Source organism: Variovorax sp. R-27, assembly GCF_049913215.1.
Lineage (GTDB): Bacteria > Pseudomonadota > Gammaproteobacteria > Burkholderiales > Burkholderiaceae_C > Variovorax.
Genome location: NZ_CP183984.1, coordinates 4,749,343 through 4,764,867, shown reverse-complemented (window position 1 = coordinate 4,764,867; position 15,525 = coordinate 4,749,343). Strand labels below are relative to the sequence as shown.

The window sequence follows — 15,525 nt, the reverse complement described above, 5'->3', positions numbered from 1 at the left end:
GCCGGTCTCAGGCCGCCAGCCGCTGTTGCGCCGTTCGACCGGCGGGCCGCGCCAGCCCCAGATGGTCGCGCAGCGTGCGGCCTTCGTACTCGGTGCGGAAGATCCCGCGCTTCTGCAGGATCGGCACCACGCCGTCGACAAAATCCTGCAGCCCATGCGGCAGCGCATCGGGCATCAGGTTGAACCCATCGGCCGCACCGGCCCTGAACCAGCGCTCGATGTCGTCCGCGATCTGCTCCGGCGTGCCCACGATCACGCGGTGCCCCCCGCCGCCCGCCAGTTCGCGAATCAACTGCCGCACCGTGTAGCCGTGGGTGCGGCCTGCCGCGACCACTGCATTGAAGAAGGTGTGGTTACCGTTGCCATTGCCTGGCAACGGAAGGTCTTCAGGCAGGCGCTCGTCGAGCTTCAGGCGGTCGGGCGCAATGCCCAGCGTGCCGGCGATGCGCGTCAGGCTGTAGTCCCACGGAATCAGGTCGACCAGCTCGTCGCGTCGGCGGCGGGCTTCGGCCTCGGTGCTGCCGACGATGGTGGTCAGGCCCGCGAGCACCTTCACTGCGTCGGGGCCGCGGCCCAGTTCGGCGGCGCGTGTCTTCAGCGCGCGGGCATACGCCAGAGATTCCTCGAACGACTGCGAGGCCGAGAACACCGCCTCCGCATGGCGCGACGCCAGCTCGCGCCCGTCGGCCGAAGCACCGGCCTGCACCAGCACCGGGTGGCCCTGCGGCGGGCGCGGCAGGTTCAGCGGGCCCTGCACCGCGAAGTGTTCACCGCGGTGCGCAATGGCGTGCACCTTCGTTGTGTCGATGAAGCTGCCGGTGGCCTTGTCGCCGATGAAGGCGTCGTCCTCCCAGCTGTCCCACAGCGCCTTCACGATGTCGGTGAACTCCGAGGCGCGTGCGTAGCGCTTCGCATGGTCGGGCGTGGCGTCGAGGCCGAAGTTGCGTGCTGAGGGCAGGTCGGCCGTGGTCACCACGTTCCAGCCCGCGCGGCCGCCGCTCACATGGTCGAGCGTGGCGAAGCGGCGGGCGATGTTGTAGGGCTCGTTGTAGCTCGTCGAGGCAGTGGCGATCAGGCCGATGTGCGTGGTGGCGGCGGCCACGCAGGCCAGCAGCACCGTGGGCTCCAGCGCGGTGATCGGGCGGAAGTTGATCTGGTCGACGATGGCCGCGTTGTCCGCGAGAAACACCGCATCGAGCTTGGCCGCCTCGGCGATCTGCGCCGTTCGGATGTAGTGCCGGATGTCGGCAAAGGCCCGCGGATCGCTCTCCGGCAGGCGCCATGCCGAGGGCACGAAGCCCGAATGCAGGATGTTGACGTTGAGGTGCAGTTGCCGGGGCTTGGGGCTGGTCGAAAGGCTCATTGGGAGAAGTAGTCGGGCAGCCGGTAGCCGGCCCATGTCGGGTTGGCCCTGAAGAAGCGCTGGAACTCGGCCGACTGGTAGGCCGCCGCAATGTCTTTCGCGAACTGTGCTTGCTCATTGCTGCGCTTGACGGCCACCACGTTCACGTAGGGCAGCGTCATGTTCTCGAGCTTGAGCGCATCGGTGAGCTTCAGGCCCGAGGCCACCGCGAAGTTGCCCTGCACGGCCGCGATGTCGGCATCGGCCAGCGAGCGCGGGGCCTGCGCGGCTTCGAGCGGCACCAGCTTCAGGCGCTTCGGGTTGGTGGCGATGTCGCGCTCCGACACGGCCAGCGGGCTCACGCCCGGCTTGAGCGTGACCCAGCCGACGGCCGCGAAGATGTTGAGCGCGCGCGCCGCGTTCACCGGGTCCGAAGGCAGCGTGACCGTGGCGCCGTCGGGCACCGTGTCGAGCGACTTGTGGCGCTGCGAGTAGAGGCCCATCGGCGGCGTCGGCACATGCACCACCGGCACGAGGTCGAAGCCCTGCTGCTTGTTGGTGGCGTTGAGGTACAGCGTGTGCTGGAAGATGTTGGCGTCGATCTGCCCGCGCTCGACTGCGTCGTTGGGCTGCACGCCCTGGCTGAACTCGACGTACTTGACGGTGTAGCCGAGCTTCTTCAGCTGGGGCTCGATGCCGTTCGTGAAGGCATCGCGGTACGGGCCGGGCATGAAGCCCACGCGCAGGTCGGCGGCGTGGGCGGAAACCTGAAGAAGCAGGCTCAGGGCAAGGCCGCCGAGCAGTGGGGCGGACCAGCGCGCCAGCGAGGGCGCGCGCGAAGAAAAGCGCATGACAGGCAACTCCGGGAGGCAAGAGGGAGCTGCGCACTCTAGGTCGCGGTGCCTGCGGCGCGAACGAAGATTCGTGCGCTTCGATATCCGCTTGTCGAATATCAGGCGGGCTGGCTTTCGTTCTTCAGGAAGTCGACGAACGCGCGCAGCGGCGCGGGCATGTGCGTACGGCTCGGGTAGTACAGGAACGGCCCCGAAAAACTCTGCCACCAGTCTTCGAGCACGGGCACCAGCGTGCCGCGGTCGATGGAGGGCCGCAGGTATTCGTCGAAGGTGTAGATCAGGCCCAGGCCCGACTCGGCGGCGTGCAGTTCGAGGTCGAGCATCGACGCGATCAGCGGCCCTGCCGGCGTGATCTTGACGGCCTTGCCCTTGCGCACGAAGCCCCAGGTGGCGAGCACGCCGCTCGGGAAACGGTGGGCGATGCAGGCGTGCTGCAGCAGGTCGGTCGGGTGTTTGGGCGTTCCGTGCTTCGCCAGGTAGGCAGGCGACGCCGCGGCCACGAAGCGCTGCGTGCGAGGGCCCAGAGGCACGGCGATCATGTCGCGCGCAATGCTCTCGTCGTAGCGGATGCCGGCGTCGAAGCCCGCGGCGAGTACGTCGATGAAGGTGTCGTTGGTCGTGATCTCCAGCGTGATGCCCGGGTGCTCCGCCAGGAAGCGGCTGGCCAGCGGCGGCAGCACGCGCTGCGTCACGATCGTCGGTACGTTCAGCCGCAGCGTGCCGGTGGGACTGTCGCGAAAGCTGTTGAGCGTGTCGAGCGCGCCCGCGATGTCGTCGAGCGCGGGCGAGATGCGGTCCAGCAGCCGTTGGCCGGCTTCGGTGGGTGTGACGCTGCGCGTGGTGCGGTTCAGCAGGCGTACGCCAAGCTGCGCTTCGAGCCGCCGCATGGCCTCGCTGAGCGAGGAGGGCGATACGCCGCGCAGCGTGGCGGCGCCGCGAAAGCCGCGCGCCCGGGTCACGGCAACGAAGGCGCCGAGATCGGAAAGATCGGGATCGGTCATGGCGGGATTGTGCGTTTTTCTGCACAACCCGTGCGCTGCCGGACGGATTATCGAACGGGCCGATTCCTTCCAGACTAGCGCCATGCCGTTCGCAACCGCGTCCGGCCACAGTCAAAAAGTCAGAAAGGACACTGCAATGAACACACTTCAACTCGGCACCGAGGCCATGAACGGCCCCAAGGTTTCCGCCTTCGGCCTCGGCTGCATGGGCATGTCGGGCATGTACGGCCCTTCGGATCGCGCAGAAAGCATCGCCACCATCCACGCCGCGATGGACGCGGGCATCACGTTGCTCGACACCGGCGACTTCTACGGCAGCGGCCACAACGAAATGCTGATCGGCGAAGCGCTGAAGGGTCTCAAAGGCTCGCAGCGCGATGCTGCACTGGTCAGCGTGAAGTTCGGCGCCATGCGCGACCCGGCCGGCGGCTGGGTTGGCTACGACGCGCGGCCCGCGGCGGTGAAGAACTTCGCCACCTACTCGCTGCAGCGCCTGGGCGTGGACCACATCGACATCTATCGCCCGGCGCGGCTCGACCCGAACGTGCCCATCGAGGACACCATCGGCGCCATCGCCGACCTGGTGAAGGCGGGCTACGTGCGCCACATCGGCCTGTCGGAAGTCGGCTCGCAGACCATCCGCAAGGCGGCGGCCGTGCACTCGATCTGCGACCTGCAGATCGAGTATTCGCTGATCTCGCGCGGCATCGAGGACGACATCCTCGCGACCTGCCGCGAGCTGGGCATCGGCATCACCGCGTACGGCGTGCTCTCGCGCGGCCTGATCAGCGGGCACTGGAAGAAGGATGCGGCGGGCGAGAAGGATTTCCGGGCGCACAGCCCGCGCTTCCAGGGCGAGAACGTGGACCGCAACCTCGCGCTGGTCGATGCGCTGCGCAAGATCGCCGAGGCCAGGGGCGTTACCGTCGCGCAGATCGCCATTGCATGGGTGGCGGCGCAGGGCGACGACATCGTGCCGCTGATCGGCGCGCGGCAGCGCACGCGGCTCGACGAGGCACTGGGCGCGCTGAACGTGAAGCTTGCGGCCGACGACTTCGCGGCCATCGAGCGCGCGGTGCCGAAGGGCGCTGCCGCCGGCGACCGCTATGCGGCGGCGCAGATGGCGAGCCTGGACAGCGAATCGCGCCGCGCCTGAGGCGGCTCAGTTCGCGAGGAATTCCTCGATCATCCGCGCCACACGCTGCGGCTGGTCGTGGTGCAGCATGTGACCGGCGTCTTCGAGGCGCTCGATGCGGCTGTTGGCAACCGACCTCAGGCGCTCGTGGAATTCGTCGAGCGTGTAGCGGTTCTTCCACCAGCCTTTCAGGCTGTCGTCGGATGCCTCGACCATCAGCAACGGAGCGGTGATGCGCGCGTAGAGCGCCAGCGTTTCGTCGACGCGGAAGATGTGTGCGTTGACGATCTTGTGCGCCGCCTCGCCGAGGATCTGCCAGCGTTCGCTGCCGTCGGGCTGGGCGTGGTTCACCGACCAGTGGCTGGCCAGCCAGTTGGCCTTGTCGGGCGTGAGGCGGGGGTTGGTCTTCATGAGGCGGCGCGCCACGCCGTCCACGGCCGAATAGCCAGCCAGCGCCATCTCGCCGCGATGCAGGCGCTTGAGCTCGTCGATCCACTGGCCGTAGCGCGCGGGCGCTTCATCGGGCTTGCGCGCGGGCATGCCGAAGCCTTCGAGATTGACCAAGCGGCGGATGCGCTGGGGCCGCACGCCGGCGTAGTGCATGACGACGTTGCCGCCCATGCTGTGGCCGACGAGGTCGACCTGCCGGGCGCTGTCGTCTTCGCCTGCGTAGTGGTCGAGCAGCCATTCGAGGTCGGCCAAGTAGTCGGCGAGCCAGTAGTTGTCGACGCCGCCGCCGTCGGTCAGGCCGAAGCCGCGCCAGTCGGGGGCGATGATGAAGCGGTCTTCCTCCATCGCATCGACCACGAACTGCCACGATGCGGCCACGTCCATCCAGCCATGCACCAGCACGAGCGGCGGGCGCTCGTCGGAGGGCTGGCCCCAGAGGCGCACGTGGTAGCTGAGGTTGCGCACGGGCACGAATTCGCTGCGGGAGGGGCGGAGGGCTTGGTACATGGGCGTCGATGATAAAGAGGCCTTTGTGCTGACGCAGTCCGGCACAGGACAGCGGGCGGGCGCGGATTGCTCGGGTTTTGATGGGGCGGTCAGCAGGCTGTGGGGCGGGGCGGTAGCATCCCGCGCATGAAAAAGATCCAACTCGGTCAAAGCGACCTGCACGTCACCCCGATCTGCCTTGGCACGATGACCTTCGGCGAACAGGTCGACGAGCCCACCTCCCACGCCATCCTGAGCCGCTCGCTCGAGCGCGGCGTCGACTTCATCGACACCGCCGAGATGTACTCGGTGCCCACGCGCAAGGAAACCTACAGCGTCACCGAGACCATCATCGGCAACTGGTTCGCCGCCAACCCCGGTGCGCGCGAGAAGCTGGTGGTCGCGACCAAGGTGGCCGGCCCGTCGCGCGGCATGCCCTGGGTGCGCGAAGGCAGCGGCATGACGGCGGCCGACATCGAAGCCTCGTGCAACGCCAGCCTGAAGCGGCTGCGCACGGACGTCATCGACCTCTACCAGATCCACTGGCCGGAGCGCCACGTGCCGCTGTTCGGCAACATGTATTACGACCCGGCGAAGGAAACCTCGAAGACGCCGATCCACGAGCAGCTCGAAGCGCTGGGCAAGCTGGTGAAGGCGGGCAAGGTGCGCGCGATCGGCCTGTCGAACGAAACGCCGTACGGCGTGCACGAGTTCGTGCGGCTGGCCGAACAGCACGGGCTGCCGCGCGTGGCGACGGTGCAGAACGTGTACAGCCTCATCAGCCGCGGCCATGAGAACGCGCTGGACGAGACGATGCACCGGCTGGGCGTGTCGCTGCTGGCGTATTCGCCGCTGGCCTTCGGCCTGCTGACGGGCAAGTACGACCAGGGCGGCATCGAAGGGCCGGATGCGCCGAAGGGCGCACGGATTTCGAGCTATGAATCGGTGCGCAAGCAGCGTTGGGGTCGTCCCGATTCGCTGCGCGCGGCCAAGCGCTACAACCAGCTGGCCCGCGACAACGACCTGACGCCGACGCAGCTGGCGCTGGCCTTCTGCTACACGAAGTGGCAGGTGGCGAGCACGATCATCGGCGTGACCTCGGTGGCGCAGCTGGAAGAAGACCTGGACGTGTACGGCACCACGCTGTCGGCGGAAATCCTGGCGGAGATCGACAAGATCCGCTGGGAGATTCGCGACCCTGCTGCGTAATTCAACGGCCACATTCGCCCTGGGCGGCGGCCAGGGCGAGGGCTGGCAGGCTCAGCAGGCCCATGTTGCCGCCTTTGAACTGGCCCTTCATGCAGTCGCCGTGTGCAGCGCTTGCGACGCCTGCGCTCAACCTGGAATCAAAGGCTGAGCGCGGGGTGCCGTTGAGGTTCTGGCCGGCGCGTTCCGCGAATGAGCGCTCGCGGCCGATGTCGCGCAGGGCGCGGCGGGTGCTTTCCGAATGAAGGATCAGCGGCGCGGGGGTTGTCGTGGCTTGCGGCGGCTGTGTGGCTGGCGTAGCGGGGACGGTGATCGCCTTGCCGCGAGCAGTTCGGGGCATGCGCGTGGTTGTCGCGCGTGTGGTCGCAGTCGTGGTTTGCGGCGCCGCTTCCCGCGGTGCGGGAGGCACGGCCTTCACTGGGGCTTCGACCTGCACCACCTCCATGACCATTCGCTTCACCGGGGCGGTCTCGCGGCCGTGCGGCTGCGTGGCGACCAGCAGCAGCCAGAGCACCGCCGCGTGCATCGCCACCACGGCCAGCACCAGCCCGAGGTAGAACGAAGCCGTGGCCACCGGGGCTGGCGTATGCTGCATGGCTGGAACGGAATTCAATGTAGTACGGCAGATTTTTTGCCGTGGAACACCAGGTTTTCTGAAGCGATCCTGAACCCGCAGTTGCCACCGAGATGGCCAAGAAAAGCACTCACACCTCCGAGACGCCCGCCACCCAGTTGCTGCGCGCGCACAAGATCACCTTCACCGAGCACCCCTATGAGTACGTCGAGCACGGCGGTGCGCAGCGCGGCGCCGAGATGCTCGGGCTCGACCCGTTCACCGTCATCAAGACGCTGGTCATGCAGGACCAGGACGCCAAGCCGCTGATCGTGCTGATGCACGGCAACCGCACGGTGTCGACCAAGAACCTCGCGCGGCAGATCGGCGCCAAGTCGGTCGAGCCGTGCAAGCCCGAAGTGGCGCAGCGGCACAGCGGGTACATGGTGGGCGGCACTTCGCCGTTCGGCACGCGGCGCGAGATGCCGGTGTATGTGGAATCGACCATCCTCGAACTGCCGAGGATCGTGCTCAACGGCGGGCGCCGTGGCTACCTGATCGGCATCGATCCGCAGGTGTGCGTGGCGCTGCTGGGCGCGAAGCCCGTGCAATGTGCGCTGGCAGAATAGCCGGCGCCATGCCGACATCCTCGTCTTCCGACTTCTTTCCCCTGCGAGCCGCTGGCAACCCGGGCCAGGGCACGGCGTTCGCACTTGCCTTTCGCAACGACGAGCGCGAATGGACCGAATCGCTCGACCTGTCGGCGTTGCTGCGCGACGCACTGCTGGCGCGCGGCCAGGCCGCCGCGCTCGCACGCGATGGCTGGGTCACGCTGTCCGACGGACTCTGGCTGCTGCCGCAGATCCTGAGCTACTCGCGCGCCGAGGACGGCAGCGTACGCACCTCCAGCACCATCGAGGTGGCCCATGCCGGACTCTTGCCGCAGGGCGTCTTCGAGTACCAGCATTCGGGCGGCGAAACCACCGGGCAGGCCCTGACCCGCGGGTTCGACCTGTGGGCGCAGGTCGATCTGGTTGTGTTCCAGGATGCGCTGGGCGGTGAACTCGCCCACTGCACGTCGATGGACATGAGCTGGAAGGAGGGGCGGCAGCGGCGCGTGCTGTTCGGCCCCGTGGCTCACCGGGCGGCGCTGCCGGCGGCCGAGGTTGAGGAAGAGCACCCGTTCTGCCCCTGCTGCCTGTTCACCAATACCTGGGACGCCTTCAAGCCGCAGATCGAATCGGACAGTCTCCACGCCGTGCGCCTCTATGCCGTGCGCGACGCCGAGGGCCAGGTGCAGGCCGACTGCCGTGTCAACGGCGAGGACTGGTCCGCCGGCGCCGAGGCCCTGCGCGCCTATGTGACACAGTGGCCCGACCGCGGCTTCGAGTTTCGCAAGCAGTATGTTGTGATCCAATCGCCGCCCCAGGCGTGTGTCGCCGAATAGAACAACAACCATCCCCCGCGGAGTGCCGTCTTGAGTTTCAACTTGCCTTCCCTCATCGCCATCGTGGCGTCGTACCTGATCGGCTCGCTGTCCTTCGCGGTCATCGTGAGCAAGGCGCTCGGCATGGCCGATCCGCGCAGCTACGGCAGCAAGAATCCCGGCGCCACCAATGTGCTGCGCTCGGGTAATAAAGGTGCGGCGCTGGCCACGCTGCTGCTCGACGCTATCAAGGGCTGGGTGCCGGTGTTCCTGATTCACCGGTTCGGCGCGCAGTGGGGGCTGGGAGAGGGCGTTGCCGCCCTGGCCGGCCTGGCAGCGTTTCTTGGCCACCTGTATCCGGTGTTCTTCGGCTTCCAGGGCGGCAAGGGCGTGGCTACGGCGGCAGGCGTGCTGGTGGGCGTCGCGCCCTGGCTGGGGCTGGCCACCGGCGCCACCTGGCTGATCATCGCCGTCTTCTTCCGCTACTCGTCGCTGTCTTCGCTGGTGGCGGCCTTCTTCGCACCGGCCTACTATCTGATCGGCGGCGGCATCGCGTGGCCGCTCGACCGCACAGTGCTGATCGCGCTCATCGTCATGAGCCTGCTGCTGATCTGGCGGCACCGCGAAAACATCCGCCGGCTCGCGGCCGGCACGGAGTCGAAGCTCGGCTCCAAGAAGAAACAGGACTGAAGAAAGAACACCATGGCCTCCATCACCCGCTTCCACGTCGGCCCCCGTCTCTCGGAGACGGCCGTGCACAACGGCACCATCTACCTCGCGGGCCAGGTGCCTGACGACACCTCGCAGGACATCCGCGGCCAGACTACGCAGGTGCTGGGCATGGTCGATCGCCTGCTGGCCGAGGCCGGCAGCGACAAGTCGCGCATTCTCATGACGCAGATCTTCCTGGCGGACATCACCGACATCACGGCGATGAACGAGGTGTGGGACGCCTGGATTCCGGCCGGCAACACGCCGCCGCGCGCCACCGTGCAGGCCAAGATGGCCAATGCGGCCTACAAGATCGAGATCGTGGTGACGGCCGCGCAGGCCTGACGCTCAATCAATAGCGTTTTTCGAGGACCATCTGGTCCGCGTCGCGCCGCATCGAGAAGCGATTGATGAAGCTGTTGCCCAGCAGCACGAAGGGCATGGCCTGCGGCGAGACGATGGCGTCGATGTCGTAGACCTCGACGTCGCCCACGCGCACCGACTGCAGCCGCAGCTTGTAGCCCGAAGTCGTGCCGTTGGCGGTGTTCATCATGACGCGCTGGCCCTTGCTGTAGTCGAGCCCGATGCGCTGGGCGTCGTCGGCCGAGAGCGCGATCGACGTCGCACCCGTGTCGAGCATGAACGTGACCGGCCGGCCGTTTATGGCGCCTTGCGTCATGAAATGCCCGCGGCTGTCGGCCGACAGCACGACACGGTTTCCGCCCCCGCCTGAGCTGCCACCGCCGCCGATGCTGACCGGCGTGTCCATGCGCAGGCTGACGCGCTTGCCGTCGAGTTCGACCACGGCCTGTTCGGCCTGCAGCGAGAGCAGTTTCACGCCCTGGTAGCTCTCGCCGACCGCCACGGTCTTGGGCGGGTTGCCGTTCACGATCAGGATCGCGCGGCTACCGATGCTGCCGGTCAGGGTGACCGAGCCGGCGGCATGCGCCACTGCAGCGGCAGCCAGCAGCTGCGCTGCGACGACGAGGGCTTTCATGAAGGGAGCCCGCTCAGTCGCGGAAGTTGTTGAACGTGAGCGGCATGTCCGGCACGTCCTTCTTGATGAGTGCCATGGCGGCTTGCAGATCGTCGCGCTTGGCGCCGGTGATGCGCACCGCGTCGCCCTGGATGGCTGCCTGCACCTTGAGCTTGCTGTCCTTGACGATGCGGGTGATCTTCTTGGCCTGCTCGCTTTCGATGCCGCTCTTGACCTTGATGACCTGCTTGACCTTGTCGCCGCCCATCTTCTGGACGTCGCCCTTGTCGAGGAAACGCACGTCGACGCTGCGCTTGGTGAGCTTGCTGCGCAGGATGTCTTCCACCTGCACGAGCTGGAACTCGGCGTCGCCGATCATGGTGATCTCCTTGTCCTTGAGCTCGACGGCGGCGGCCGTGCCCTTGAAATCGAAGCGCGTTCCGATTTCCTTGGCGGTGTTCTCGACCGCGTTCTTCACCTCGGGCAGGTTGGGCTCGCAGACGGTATCGAAGGACGGCATGGACTCTCTCCTGAATTCACTGGTGCTGGATGCGACAATTCTCCCATGATCGTGGAGTCCAACGTCCCGCTGCAGCCCTACAACAGCTTCGGCATCGTCGCGCGTGCGCAGCATCTGGCGCGCATTGCGGGCGAGGCCGACCTGGTCGCGCTGCGCGCCGATCCGGCATGGCGCGACGCGCCCCGGTTCGTGCTGGGCGGCGGCAGCAACATCGTGCTCACGGGCGACGTCAAGCCGCTGGTGCTGAAGATCGAGATCAAGGGCCTGCGGCTGGTGGAAGAAACGCCGCGCGCCTGGATCGTCGAGGCCGGTGCCGGCGAGATCTGGCACGACGCCGTCGAGTGGATGGTGCGCAACGGCTACCCGGGGCTGGAAAACCTGGCTCTCATTCCGGGCACGGTGGGCGGCTCTCCGGTGCAGAACATCGGCGCCTACGGGGTCGAGTTGCAAGACCGCTTCGATTCGCTCGACGCCTTCGACCTGGAAACCGGCCGCAGCTTCACGCTCGATGCCGCCCAATGCGCCTTCGGCTATCGCGATTCGGTGTTCAAGCACGTGCGCAGCGGCCCGAACGACTTCGGCCTGGCGGGCAGGGCGGTGATCACCCGGGTGCGCTTTCGCCTGCCCAAGCCGTGGAAGGCCGTGGTCGGTTACCTCGACCTCGAACGCAAGATGGAAGAAACCGGCAACTTCACGCCGAGCGCTCAAGACGTCTTCGACTGGATCTGCGCTATTCGCCGCGCGAAGCTGCCCGACTGGCGCGTGCTGGGCAACGCCGGCAGTTTCTTCAAGAACCCGACCGTCACGCCCGAGCAATGCGCGGACATCATCGCGCGCGACCCCAAGATCGTTCACTACCCGATGGACGACGGCAGCATCAAGCTGGCGGCCGGCTGGCTCATCGATGCCTGCGGCTGGAAGGGCAAGTCGGTGGGCAATGCTGGCGTGTACGAGCGGCAGGCGCTGGTGCTGGTCAACCGCGGCGGCCGCGAGAACCCGGTGACCGGCGGCGAGGTGATGACCCTGGCCAAGGCCATCCAGACCAGCGTGTACGAGCGCTTCGGCATCCGGCTGGAGCCGGAGCCGGTGGTGGTCTGACGGCATGGATCTCGACTTCCTGCACCTGAATTTCCGCCGCCGCATCGGCGCGCTGCTATGGGCCCGGCGGGCGGTGCCGCTCATTGCGTTGCTCGCGTTGTTTCTGGGCTCGCGCCGCTGGGGCTCGGTGGTGGCCGTGATTGTGGTGGCGCTGCTGTTTTCGGCGGTGCTCAAGTTCCTCGAAACCAGCTTGCGGCGCCAGTTCATCCGTGAAGCGCGGCTGCCGCCCTTCCTCGTCGGCAAGCTGTGCGAGGCGCATCCGCAGCTCAGCCGGCGCGACGCCGAACTGGTGCTGCGCGGCCTGCGCCAGTTTTTCATGGCGCACCTGCGCAGCGAGCGCAAGTTCGTGGCGATGCCTTCGAAGGTGGTCGACACGGCCTGGCACGAGTTCATCCTGCACACGCAGGGCTACCAGAACTGGTGCAAGGCGGCCTTCGGCGGCATGCTGCACCACAGCCCGGCCGAGGTGCTGGGCAAGGATGCCCGGCGCAACGACGGCCTGCGCCGCACCTGGTACTGGGCCTGCAAGGAAGAAAGCATCGATCCGCGCAAGCCGGCGCGCCTGCCGCTGCTGTTCGCGCTGGACGTCAAGTTCGCGATCGACGGCGGCTTTCACTACGTGCCCGACTGCCGGGCGGTCGAGCGGTACATCGGCTCGGACGCCCAGTGCGGCACCAGCTTCGGGGAATCGTCTTCGTCGGATGGTGGAAGCGCGGGTGATGCCGGCGGGTTCGGCGGCAGCGAGTCGTCGAGTGGTGGCGGTGACGGCGGCTCCGGCGATGGGGGCGGCTCGTCCGACGGCGGTGGCGGGTGTGGCGGCGGCTGCGGTGGAGGTGGCGGGGACTGACGCTCGCAGCGCACCAATGAAAAACGGGCCTCGAGGGGCCCGTTGTCGTTTCTGCCTCGCAGGGGAGGCAGAGAGCGGCGATCAGCTCGCGTCGCCGTCGTTGGCCAGCTTCGGCAGCGAAGCGCCTTCGCCCGACGACAGCAGACCGACCCGGGTGTAGATCGCGAGCTTCTCGCGCGTGTCGACGATGTCGAGGTTGCGCATCGTGAGCTGGCCGATGCGGTCCAGCGGCGTGAACGCGCCCTCGACCTTTTCCATGCTCAGGCGCTCGGGCTTGTACGTCAGGTTGGCCGATTCGGTATTCAAGATCGAATAGTCGTTGCCACGGCGCAACTCGACCGTCACTTCGCCGGTAATGGCGCGCGCCACCCAGCGCTGCGCCGTTTCGCGCAGCATGATGGCCTGCGGGTCGAACCAGCGGCCCTGGTACAGCAGGCGGCCGAGGCGGCGGCCGTTGTCGCGGTACTGCTCGATGGTGTCTTCGTTGTGGATGCCGGTGACGAGACGCTCGTAGGCGATGAACAGCAGCGCGAGGCCGGGGGCCTCGTAGATGCCGCGGCTCTTGGCCTCGATGATGCGGTTTTCGATCTGGTCGCTCATGCCCAGCCCGTGGCGGCCGCCGATGCGGTTGGCTTCGAGGATCAGGTCGACCAGGTTGGCGTAGCGAACGCCGTTCAGCGCAACGGGCACGCCTTCTTCGAAGCGCACCGAGACGGTTTCGCGCTTGACTTCGACTTCGTCCTTCCAGAAGGCCACGCCCATGATGGGCTGCACGATCTGGATGCCGCTGTTCAGGTGCTCGAGGTCTTTGGCCTCGTGCGTGGCGCCGAGCATGTTCGAGTCGGTCGAGTAGGCCTTTTCGGCCGACATCTTGTAGGCGAAGCCGGCCTTCTGCATGAACGCCGACATTTCGGCGCGGCCACCCAGCTCGTCGATGAAGACCTGGTCGAGCCAGGGCTTGTAGATCTTGAGGTTGGGGTTGGTCAGCAGGCCGTAGCGGTAGAAGCGCTCGATGTCGTTGCCCTTGTAGGTGCTGCCGTCGCCCCAGATGTGGACGTCGTCTTCCTTCATGGCCGACACCAGCATGGTGCCGGTGACGGCGCGGCCCAGCGGCGTGGTGTTGAAGTAGGTGACACCGGCGGTGGTCACGTGGAAGGCGCCGGCCTGCAGGGCGGCGATGCCTTCGTTGGCCAGTTGCACGCGGCAGTCGATCAGGCGGGCATTTTCGGCGCCGTAGAGCATTGCCTTGCGCGGGATCTCGTCGTAGTCGGGCTCGTCGGGCTGGCCGAGGTTGGCGGTGTAGGCGTAGGGGATCGCGCCCTTGTTGCGCATCCAGTGGAGCGCCGCGCTGGTGTCCAGGCCGCCCGAGAAGGCAATGCCGACTTTCTGGCCGGCGGGAACGTTTTGGAGGATGGTCGACATGTCAGGTTTCCCGGGTTCGCGGTTCAGCCGAAGTGGCAGATGTAGCTGTAGGGCTCGCCGCTCACGCGGATCTGGAAAGTGGAGTTGCCCGGCACGCTGAACTTCTGCCCGGGGCCCGAGGCCACCCATTCGCTGGTGCCCGACAGCAGGTATTCGCAGCTGCCGGCGGTGCCTTCCATGATCTCGGGGGCGCCGGTGTTGAAGGTGAGGGTGGACGGCAGGATCACGCCGACCGATTTCTTCGTGCCGTCTGCGAGCGTGAGGCTGTGGCTCACGCATTTGCCGTCGAAGTACACATTGGCCTTGGTGGCCACTGCGGCGCTGTTCAGAGTGTCGGTAGTCGTCGTCATTGGGTGGCGCCGGCGCCTGGGCGGTCGGCAAATCGAGGACGCACCGCACCAGCGGCGCACCCGTCAAGGGTTGGAAAAGTCCTCGATTTTAGGGGCTCGGGCGGCTTGGGCCGCCGGCCGGTGGCTCAGCGGTGCCAGCCGCGGTATCCGCCACCCCAGCCGCCACGGTAGCCGCCGCCCCAGCCGCGCGAATAGCCGAGGTTCAGCGAGATACCGACCGGCGGGTAGACGTAAGGATAGGCATAGGGGTACGCATAGGCCGGCTGCACGTAGACCGGATCGGCATATACCGGCGCGGGCTGATAGACCGGGGCGGGGGCGTTGGAGACGACGACGCCCGGTTCGGGCACCACGTTGTCCCAGGGAGAGCCTCCGGACTGCGGGGCGTAGCCGCCGTTGTTGGCCTCGACCGGATAGGTCTGCACCTGCGACTGCGGCGCCACCGGCGAGGTCGTCACGCCGTAGCCGCTGGCCTGGATCGGAATGGTCGCGCCGGGCTGGCTGTTCATGCGGGTGGTGTACTGACGCCCGTTGTACTCGTAGGTGACGTTGTAGTTCACGTCGCTGCCGGTCGTTTCGCGGATCGGGGTGGCGGAAATCACCCGGGCCTGGACCACCTGGTTCTGCTGGGCGTGCACGACGCCGGTGCCCGCGGCCAGCGTGCCGGCCACGGAAATGCCGGCGAGGGTGCGAAAAACAAGTTTGTTCATGGTGTGTCTCTCCTGCAGATCGCGGTTTGACGCCGGGCTGTAGGTCGGGTTCCGGGGTTTACACGGCGTTGACAGCCCAGGATTCGGCGTCGAACCCTGTCGTAACGGGCTTTTTCGGGCCCCAGTTGACCACCGGCCGCTTGATCAGGCTGGGGTTGGCCAGCAGCACCGCGCGGGCCGAACCGGCGTCGACCACGCCTTCTCGGGTGGCGTCGTCCAGCTTGCGCCAGGTGGTGCCCTTGCGGTTGACCAGGGCCTCCCAGCCGGGCTTCTTCAGCCACTGGTCGAGCTCGGCTTCGGGCACGCCCTGTTTCTTGAAGTCGTGGAAGGTGTAGGCCACGCCATGTTCATCGAGCCAGGCGCGGGCGCGCTTGACGGTGTCGCAGTTCGGGATGCCGTATAGGGTTGTCATGGCCGCGATGATGCCCCGAGCGGCGG

The 15,525-nt window shown here is 67.1% G+C and carries 19 protein-coding genes; 8 read left to right on the top strand and 11 right to left on the bottom strand.

The genetic code is table 11. The features are described from left to right. Positions 1-7: 7 nt before the first annotated feature. The 3 genes from ACN9MV_RS22390 to ACN9MV_RS22380 form a co-directional block, all read right to left on the bottom strand. Positions 8-1,363: an LLM class flavin-dependent oxidoreductase gene (locus ACN9MV_RS22390; RefSeq protein WP_426389513.1), complete on the bottom strand. Its 1,356-nt coding sequence runs from the start codon at positions 1,361-1,363 to the stop codon at positions 8-10. Further along, entirely contained in the window at positions 1,360-2,193 is an 834-nt protein-coding gene (locus tag ACN9MV_RS22385; protein ID WP_426389511.1) for a MetQ/NlpA family ABC transporter substrate-binding protein, read from the bottom strand. The genes ACN9MV_RS22390 and ACN9MV_RS22385 overlap by 4 nt, the downstream gene beginning before the upstream one ends. A 101-nt stretch (positions 2,194-2,294) precedes the next feature. Next, positions 2,295-3,197 carry a LysR family transcriptional regulator gene (locus ACN9MV_RS22380; RefSeq protein ID WP_426389509.1) on the bottom strand — a complete coding sequence of 301 codons (903 nt, stop codon included), beginning with the start codon at positions 3,195-3,197 and terminating at the stop codon, positions 2,295-2,297. 136 nt (positions 3,198-3,333) lie between these two features. On the opposite strand from ACN9MV_RS22380, the gene ACN9MV_RS22375 reads away from it, so the two are divergent. Continuing rightward, on the top strand, positions 3,334-4,353 hold the full coding sequence (locus ACN9MV_RS22375; RefSeq protein ID WP_426389507.1) for an aldo/keto reductase: 1,020 nt from the start codon (positions 3,334-3,336) through the stop codon (positions 4,351-4,353). A gap of 6 nt (positions 4,354-4,359) precedes the next feature. On the opposite strand, the gene ACN9MV_RS22370 is transcribed toward ACN9MV_RS22375, so the two are convergent. Next, a complete protein-coding gene (locus ACN9MV_RS22370) occupies positions 4,360-5,289 on the bottom strand; it encodes an alpha/beta fold hydrolase (protein ID WP_093051740.1) in 930 nt (309 codons plus the stop codon). Positions 5,290-5,415: 126 nt separating this feature from the next. Between ACN9MV_RS22370 and ACN9MV_RS22365 the strand changes: the two genes are divergently transcribed. Next, positions 5,416-6,477, top strand: a complete 1,062-nt coding sequence (locus tag ACN9MV_RS22365; protein ID WP_426389504.1) for an aldo/keto reductase — start codon at positions 5,416-5,418, stop codon at positions 6,475-6,477. 1 nt (position 6,478) lies between these two features. Here ACN9MV_RS22365 and ACN9MV_RS22360 read toward each other — a convergent pair whose 3' ends face one another. Further along, positions 6,479-7,069: a hypothetical protein gene (locus ACN9MV_RS22360; RefSeq protein ID WP_093176874.1), complete on the bottom strand. Its 591-nt coding sequence runs from the start codon at positions 7,067-7,069 to the stop codon at positions 6,479-6,481. Between the two features lie 92 nt (positions 7,070-7,161). Here ACN9MV_RS22360 and ACN9MV_RS22355 point away from each other — a divergent pair, with 92 nt between their 5' ends. Genes ACN9MV_RS22355 through ACN9MV_RS22340 form a run of 4 tightly spaced genes read left to right on the top strand, consistent with a single transcriptional unit; the run spans position 7,162 to position 9,509 of the window. After that, positions 7,162-7,656: an aminoacyl-tRNA deacylase gene (locus ACN9MV_RS22355; protein WP_426389502.1), complete on the top strand. Its 495-nt coding sequence runs from the start codon at positions 7,162-7,164 to the stop codon at positions 7,654-7,656. An 8-nt stretch (positions 7,657-7,664) separates the two neighbouring features. After that, entirely contained in the window at positions 7,665-8,474 is an 810-nt protein-coding gene (locus ACN9MV_RS22350; RefSeq protein ID WP_426389500.1) for a DUF6348 family protein, read from the top strand. 30 nt (positions 8,475-8,504) lie between these two features. Then, the gene (plsY, locus tag ACN9MV_RS22345; RefSeq protein WP_093051725.1) at positions 8,505-9,143 is read left to right on the top strand and encodes a glycerol-3-phosphate 1-O-acyltransferase PlsY; all 639 of its coding nucleotides are present in this window, start codon (positions 8,505-8,507) and stop codon (positions 9,141-9,143) included. Positions 9,144-9,155: 12 nt separating this feature from the next. Beyond that, positions 9,156-9,509 carry a RidA family protein gene (locus tag ACN9MV_RS22340; protein ID WP_093051722.1) on the top strand — a complete coding sequence of 118 codons (354 nt, stop codon included), beginning with the start codon at positions 9,156-9,158 and terminating at the stop codon, positions 9,507-9,509. A 7-nt stretch (positions 9,510-9,516) separates the two neighbouring features. Here the strand turns inward: ACN9MV_RS22340 and ACN9MV_RS22335 are convergent, their stop codons facing one another. Both ACN9MV_RS22335 and ACN9MV_RS22330 read right to left on the bottom strand, forming a co-directional pair. Further along, positions 9,517-10,161 (bottom strand): retropepsin-like aspartic protease family protein, encoded by a 645-nt coding sequence (locus ACN9MV_RS22335; protein WP_093051719.1) that lies wholly within the window; start codon positions 10,159-10,161, stop codon positions 9,517-9,519. A gap of 13 nt (positions 10,162-10,174) precedes the next feature. Beyond that, complete coding sequence (locus tag ACN9MV_RS22330; RefSeq protein ID WP_093051716.1) at positions 10,175-10,660, bottom strand: YajQ family cyclic di-GMP-binding protein; 486 nt, start codon at positions 10,658-10,660, stop codon at positions 10,175-10,177. A 45-nt stretch (positions 10,661-10,705) separates the two neighbouring features. Between ACN9MV_RS22330 and murB the strand changes: the two genes are divergently transcribed. Together murB and ACN9MV_RS22320 are read left to right on the top strand one after the other, a co-directional pair. Continuing rightward, positions 10,706-11,758: a UDP-N-acetylmuramate dehydrogenase gene (gene murB / locus ACN9MV_RS22325; RefSeq protein ID WP_093077901.1), complete on the top strand. Its 1,053-nt coding sequence runs from the start codon at positions 10,706-10,708 to the stop codon at positions 11,756-11,758. Positions 11,759-11,762: 4 nt separating this feature from the next. Next, positions 11,763-12,605, top strand: a complete 843-nt coding sequence (locus ACN9MV_RS22320) for a glycine-rich domain-containing protein (RefSeq protein WP_426389496.1) — start codon at positions 11,763-11,765, stop codon at positions 12,603-12,605. Between the two features lie 81 nt (positions 12,606-12,686). Here the strand turns inward: ACN9MV_RS22320 and argG are convergent, their stop codons facing one another. The 4 genes from argG to ACN9MV_RS22300 all read right to left on the bottom strand — a co-directional run bounded on the left by argG (position 12,687) and on the right by ACN9MV_RS22300 (position 15,499). Further along, the gene (argG, locus tag ACN9MV_RS22315; protein WP_093051703.1) at positions 12,687-14,027 is read right to left on the bottom strand and encodes an argininosuccinate synthase; all 1,341 of its coding nucleotides are present in this window, start codon (positions 14,025-14,027) and stop codon (positions 12,687-12,689) included. 23 nt (positions 14,028-14,050) lie between these two features. Next, positions 14,051-14,377, bottom strand: coding sequence for a pyrimidine/purine nucleoside phosphorylase (locus tag ACN9MV_RS22310; protein ID WP_093051699.1), 327 nt, complete (start codon positions 14,375-14,377; stop codon positions 14,051-14,053). Between the two features lie 125 nt (positions 14,378-14,502). After that, positions 14,503-15,087, bottom strand: a complete 585-nt coding sequence (locus ACN9MV_RS22305) for a hypothetical protein (protein ID WP_093051696.1) — start codon at positions 15,085-15,087, stop codon at positions 14,503-14,505. Positions 15,088-15,145: 58 nt separating this feature from the next. Beyond that, a complete protein-coding gene (locus tag ACN9MV_RS22300) occupies positions 15,146-15,499 on the bottom strand; it encodes an ArsC family reductase (protein ID WP_097198633.1) in 354 nt (117 codons plus the stop codon). Positions 15,500-15,525: the final 26 nt, after the last annotated feature.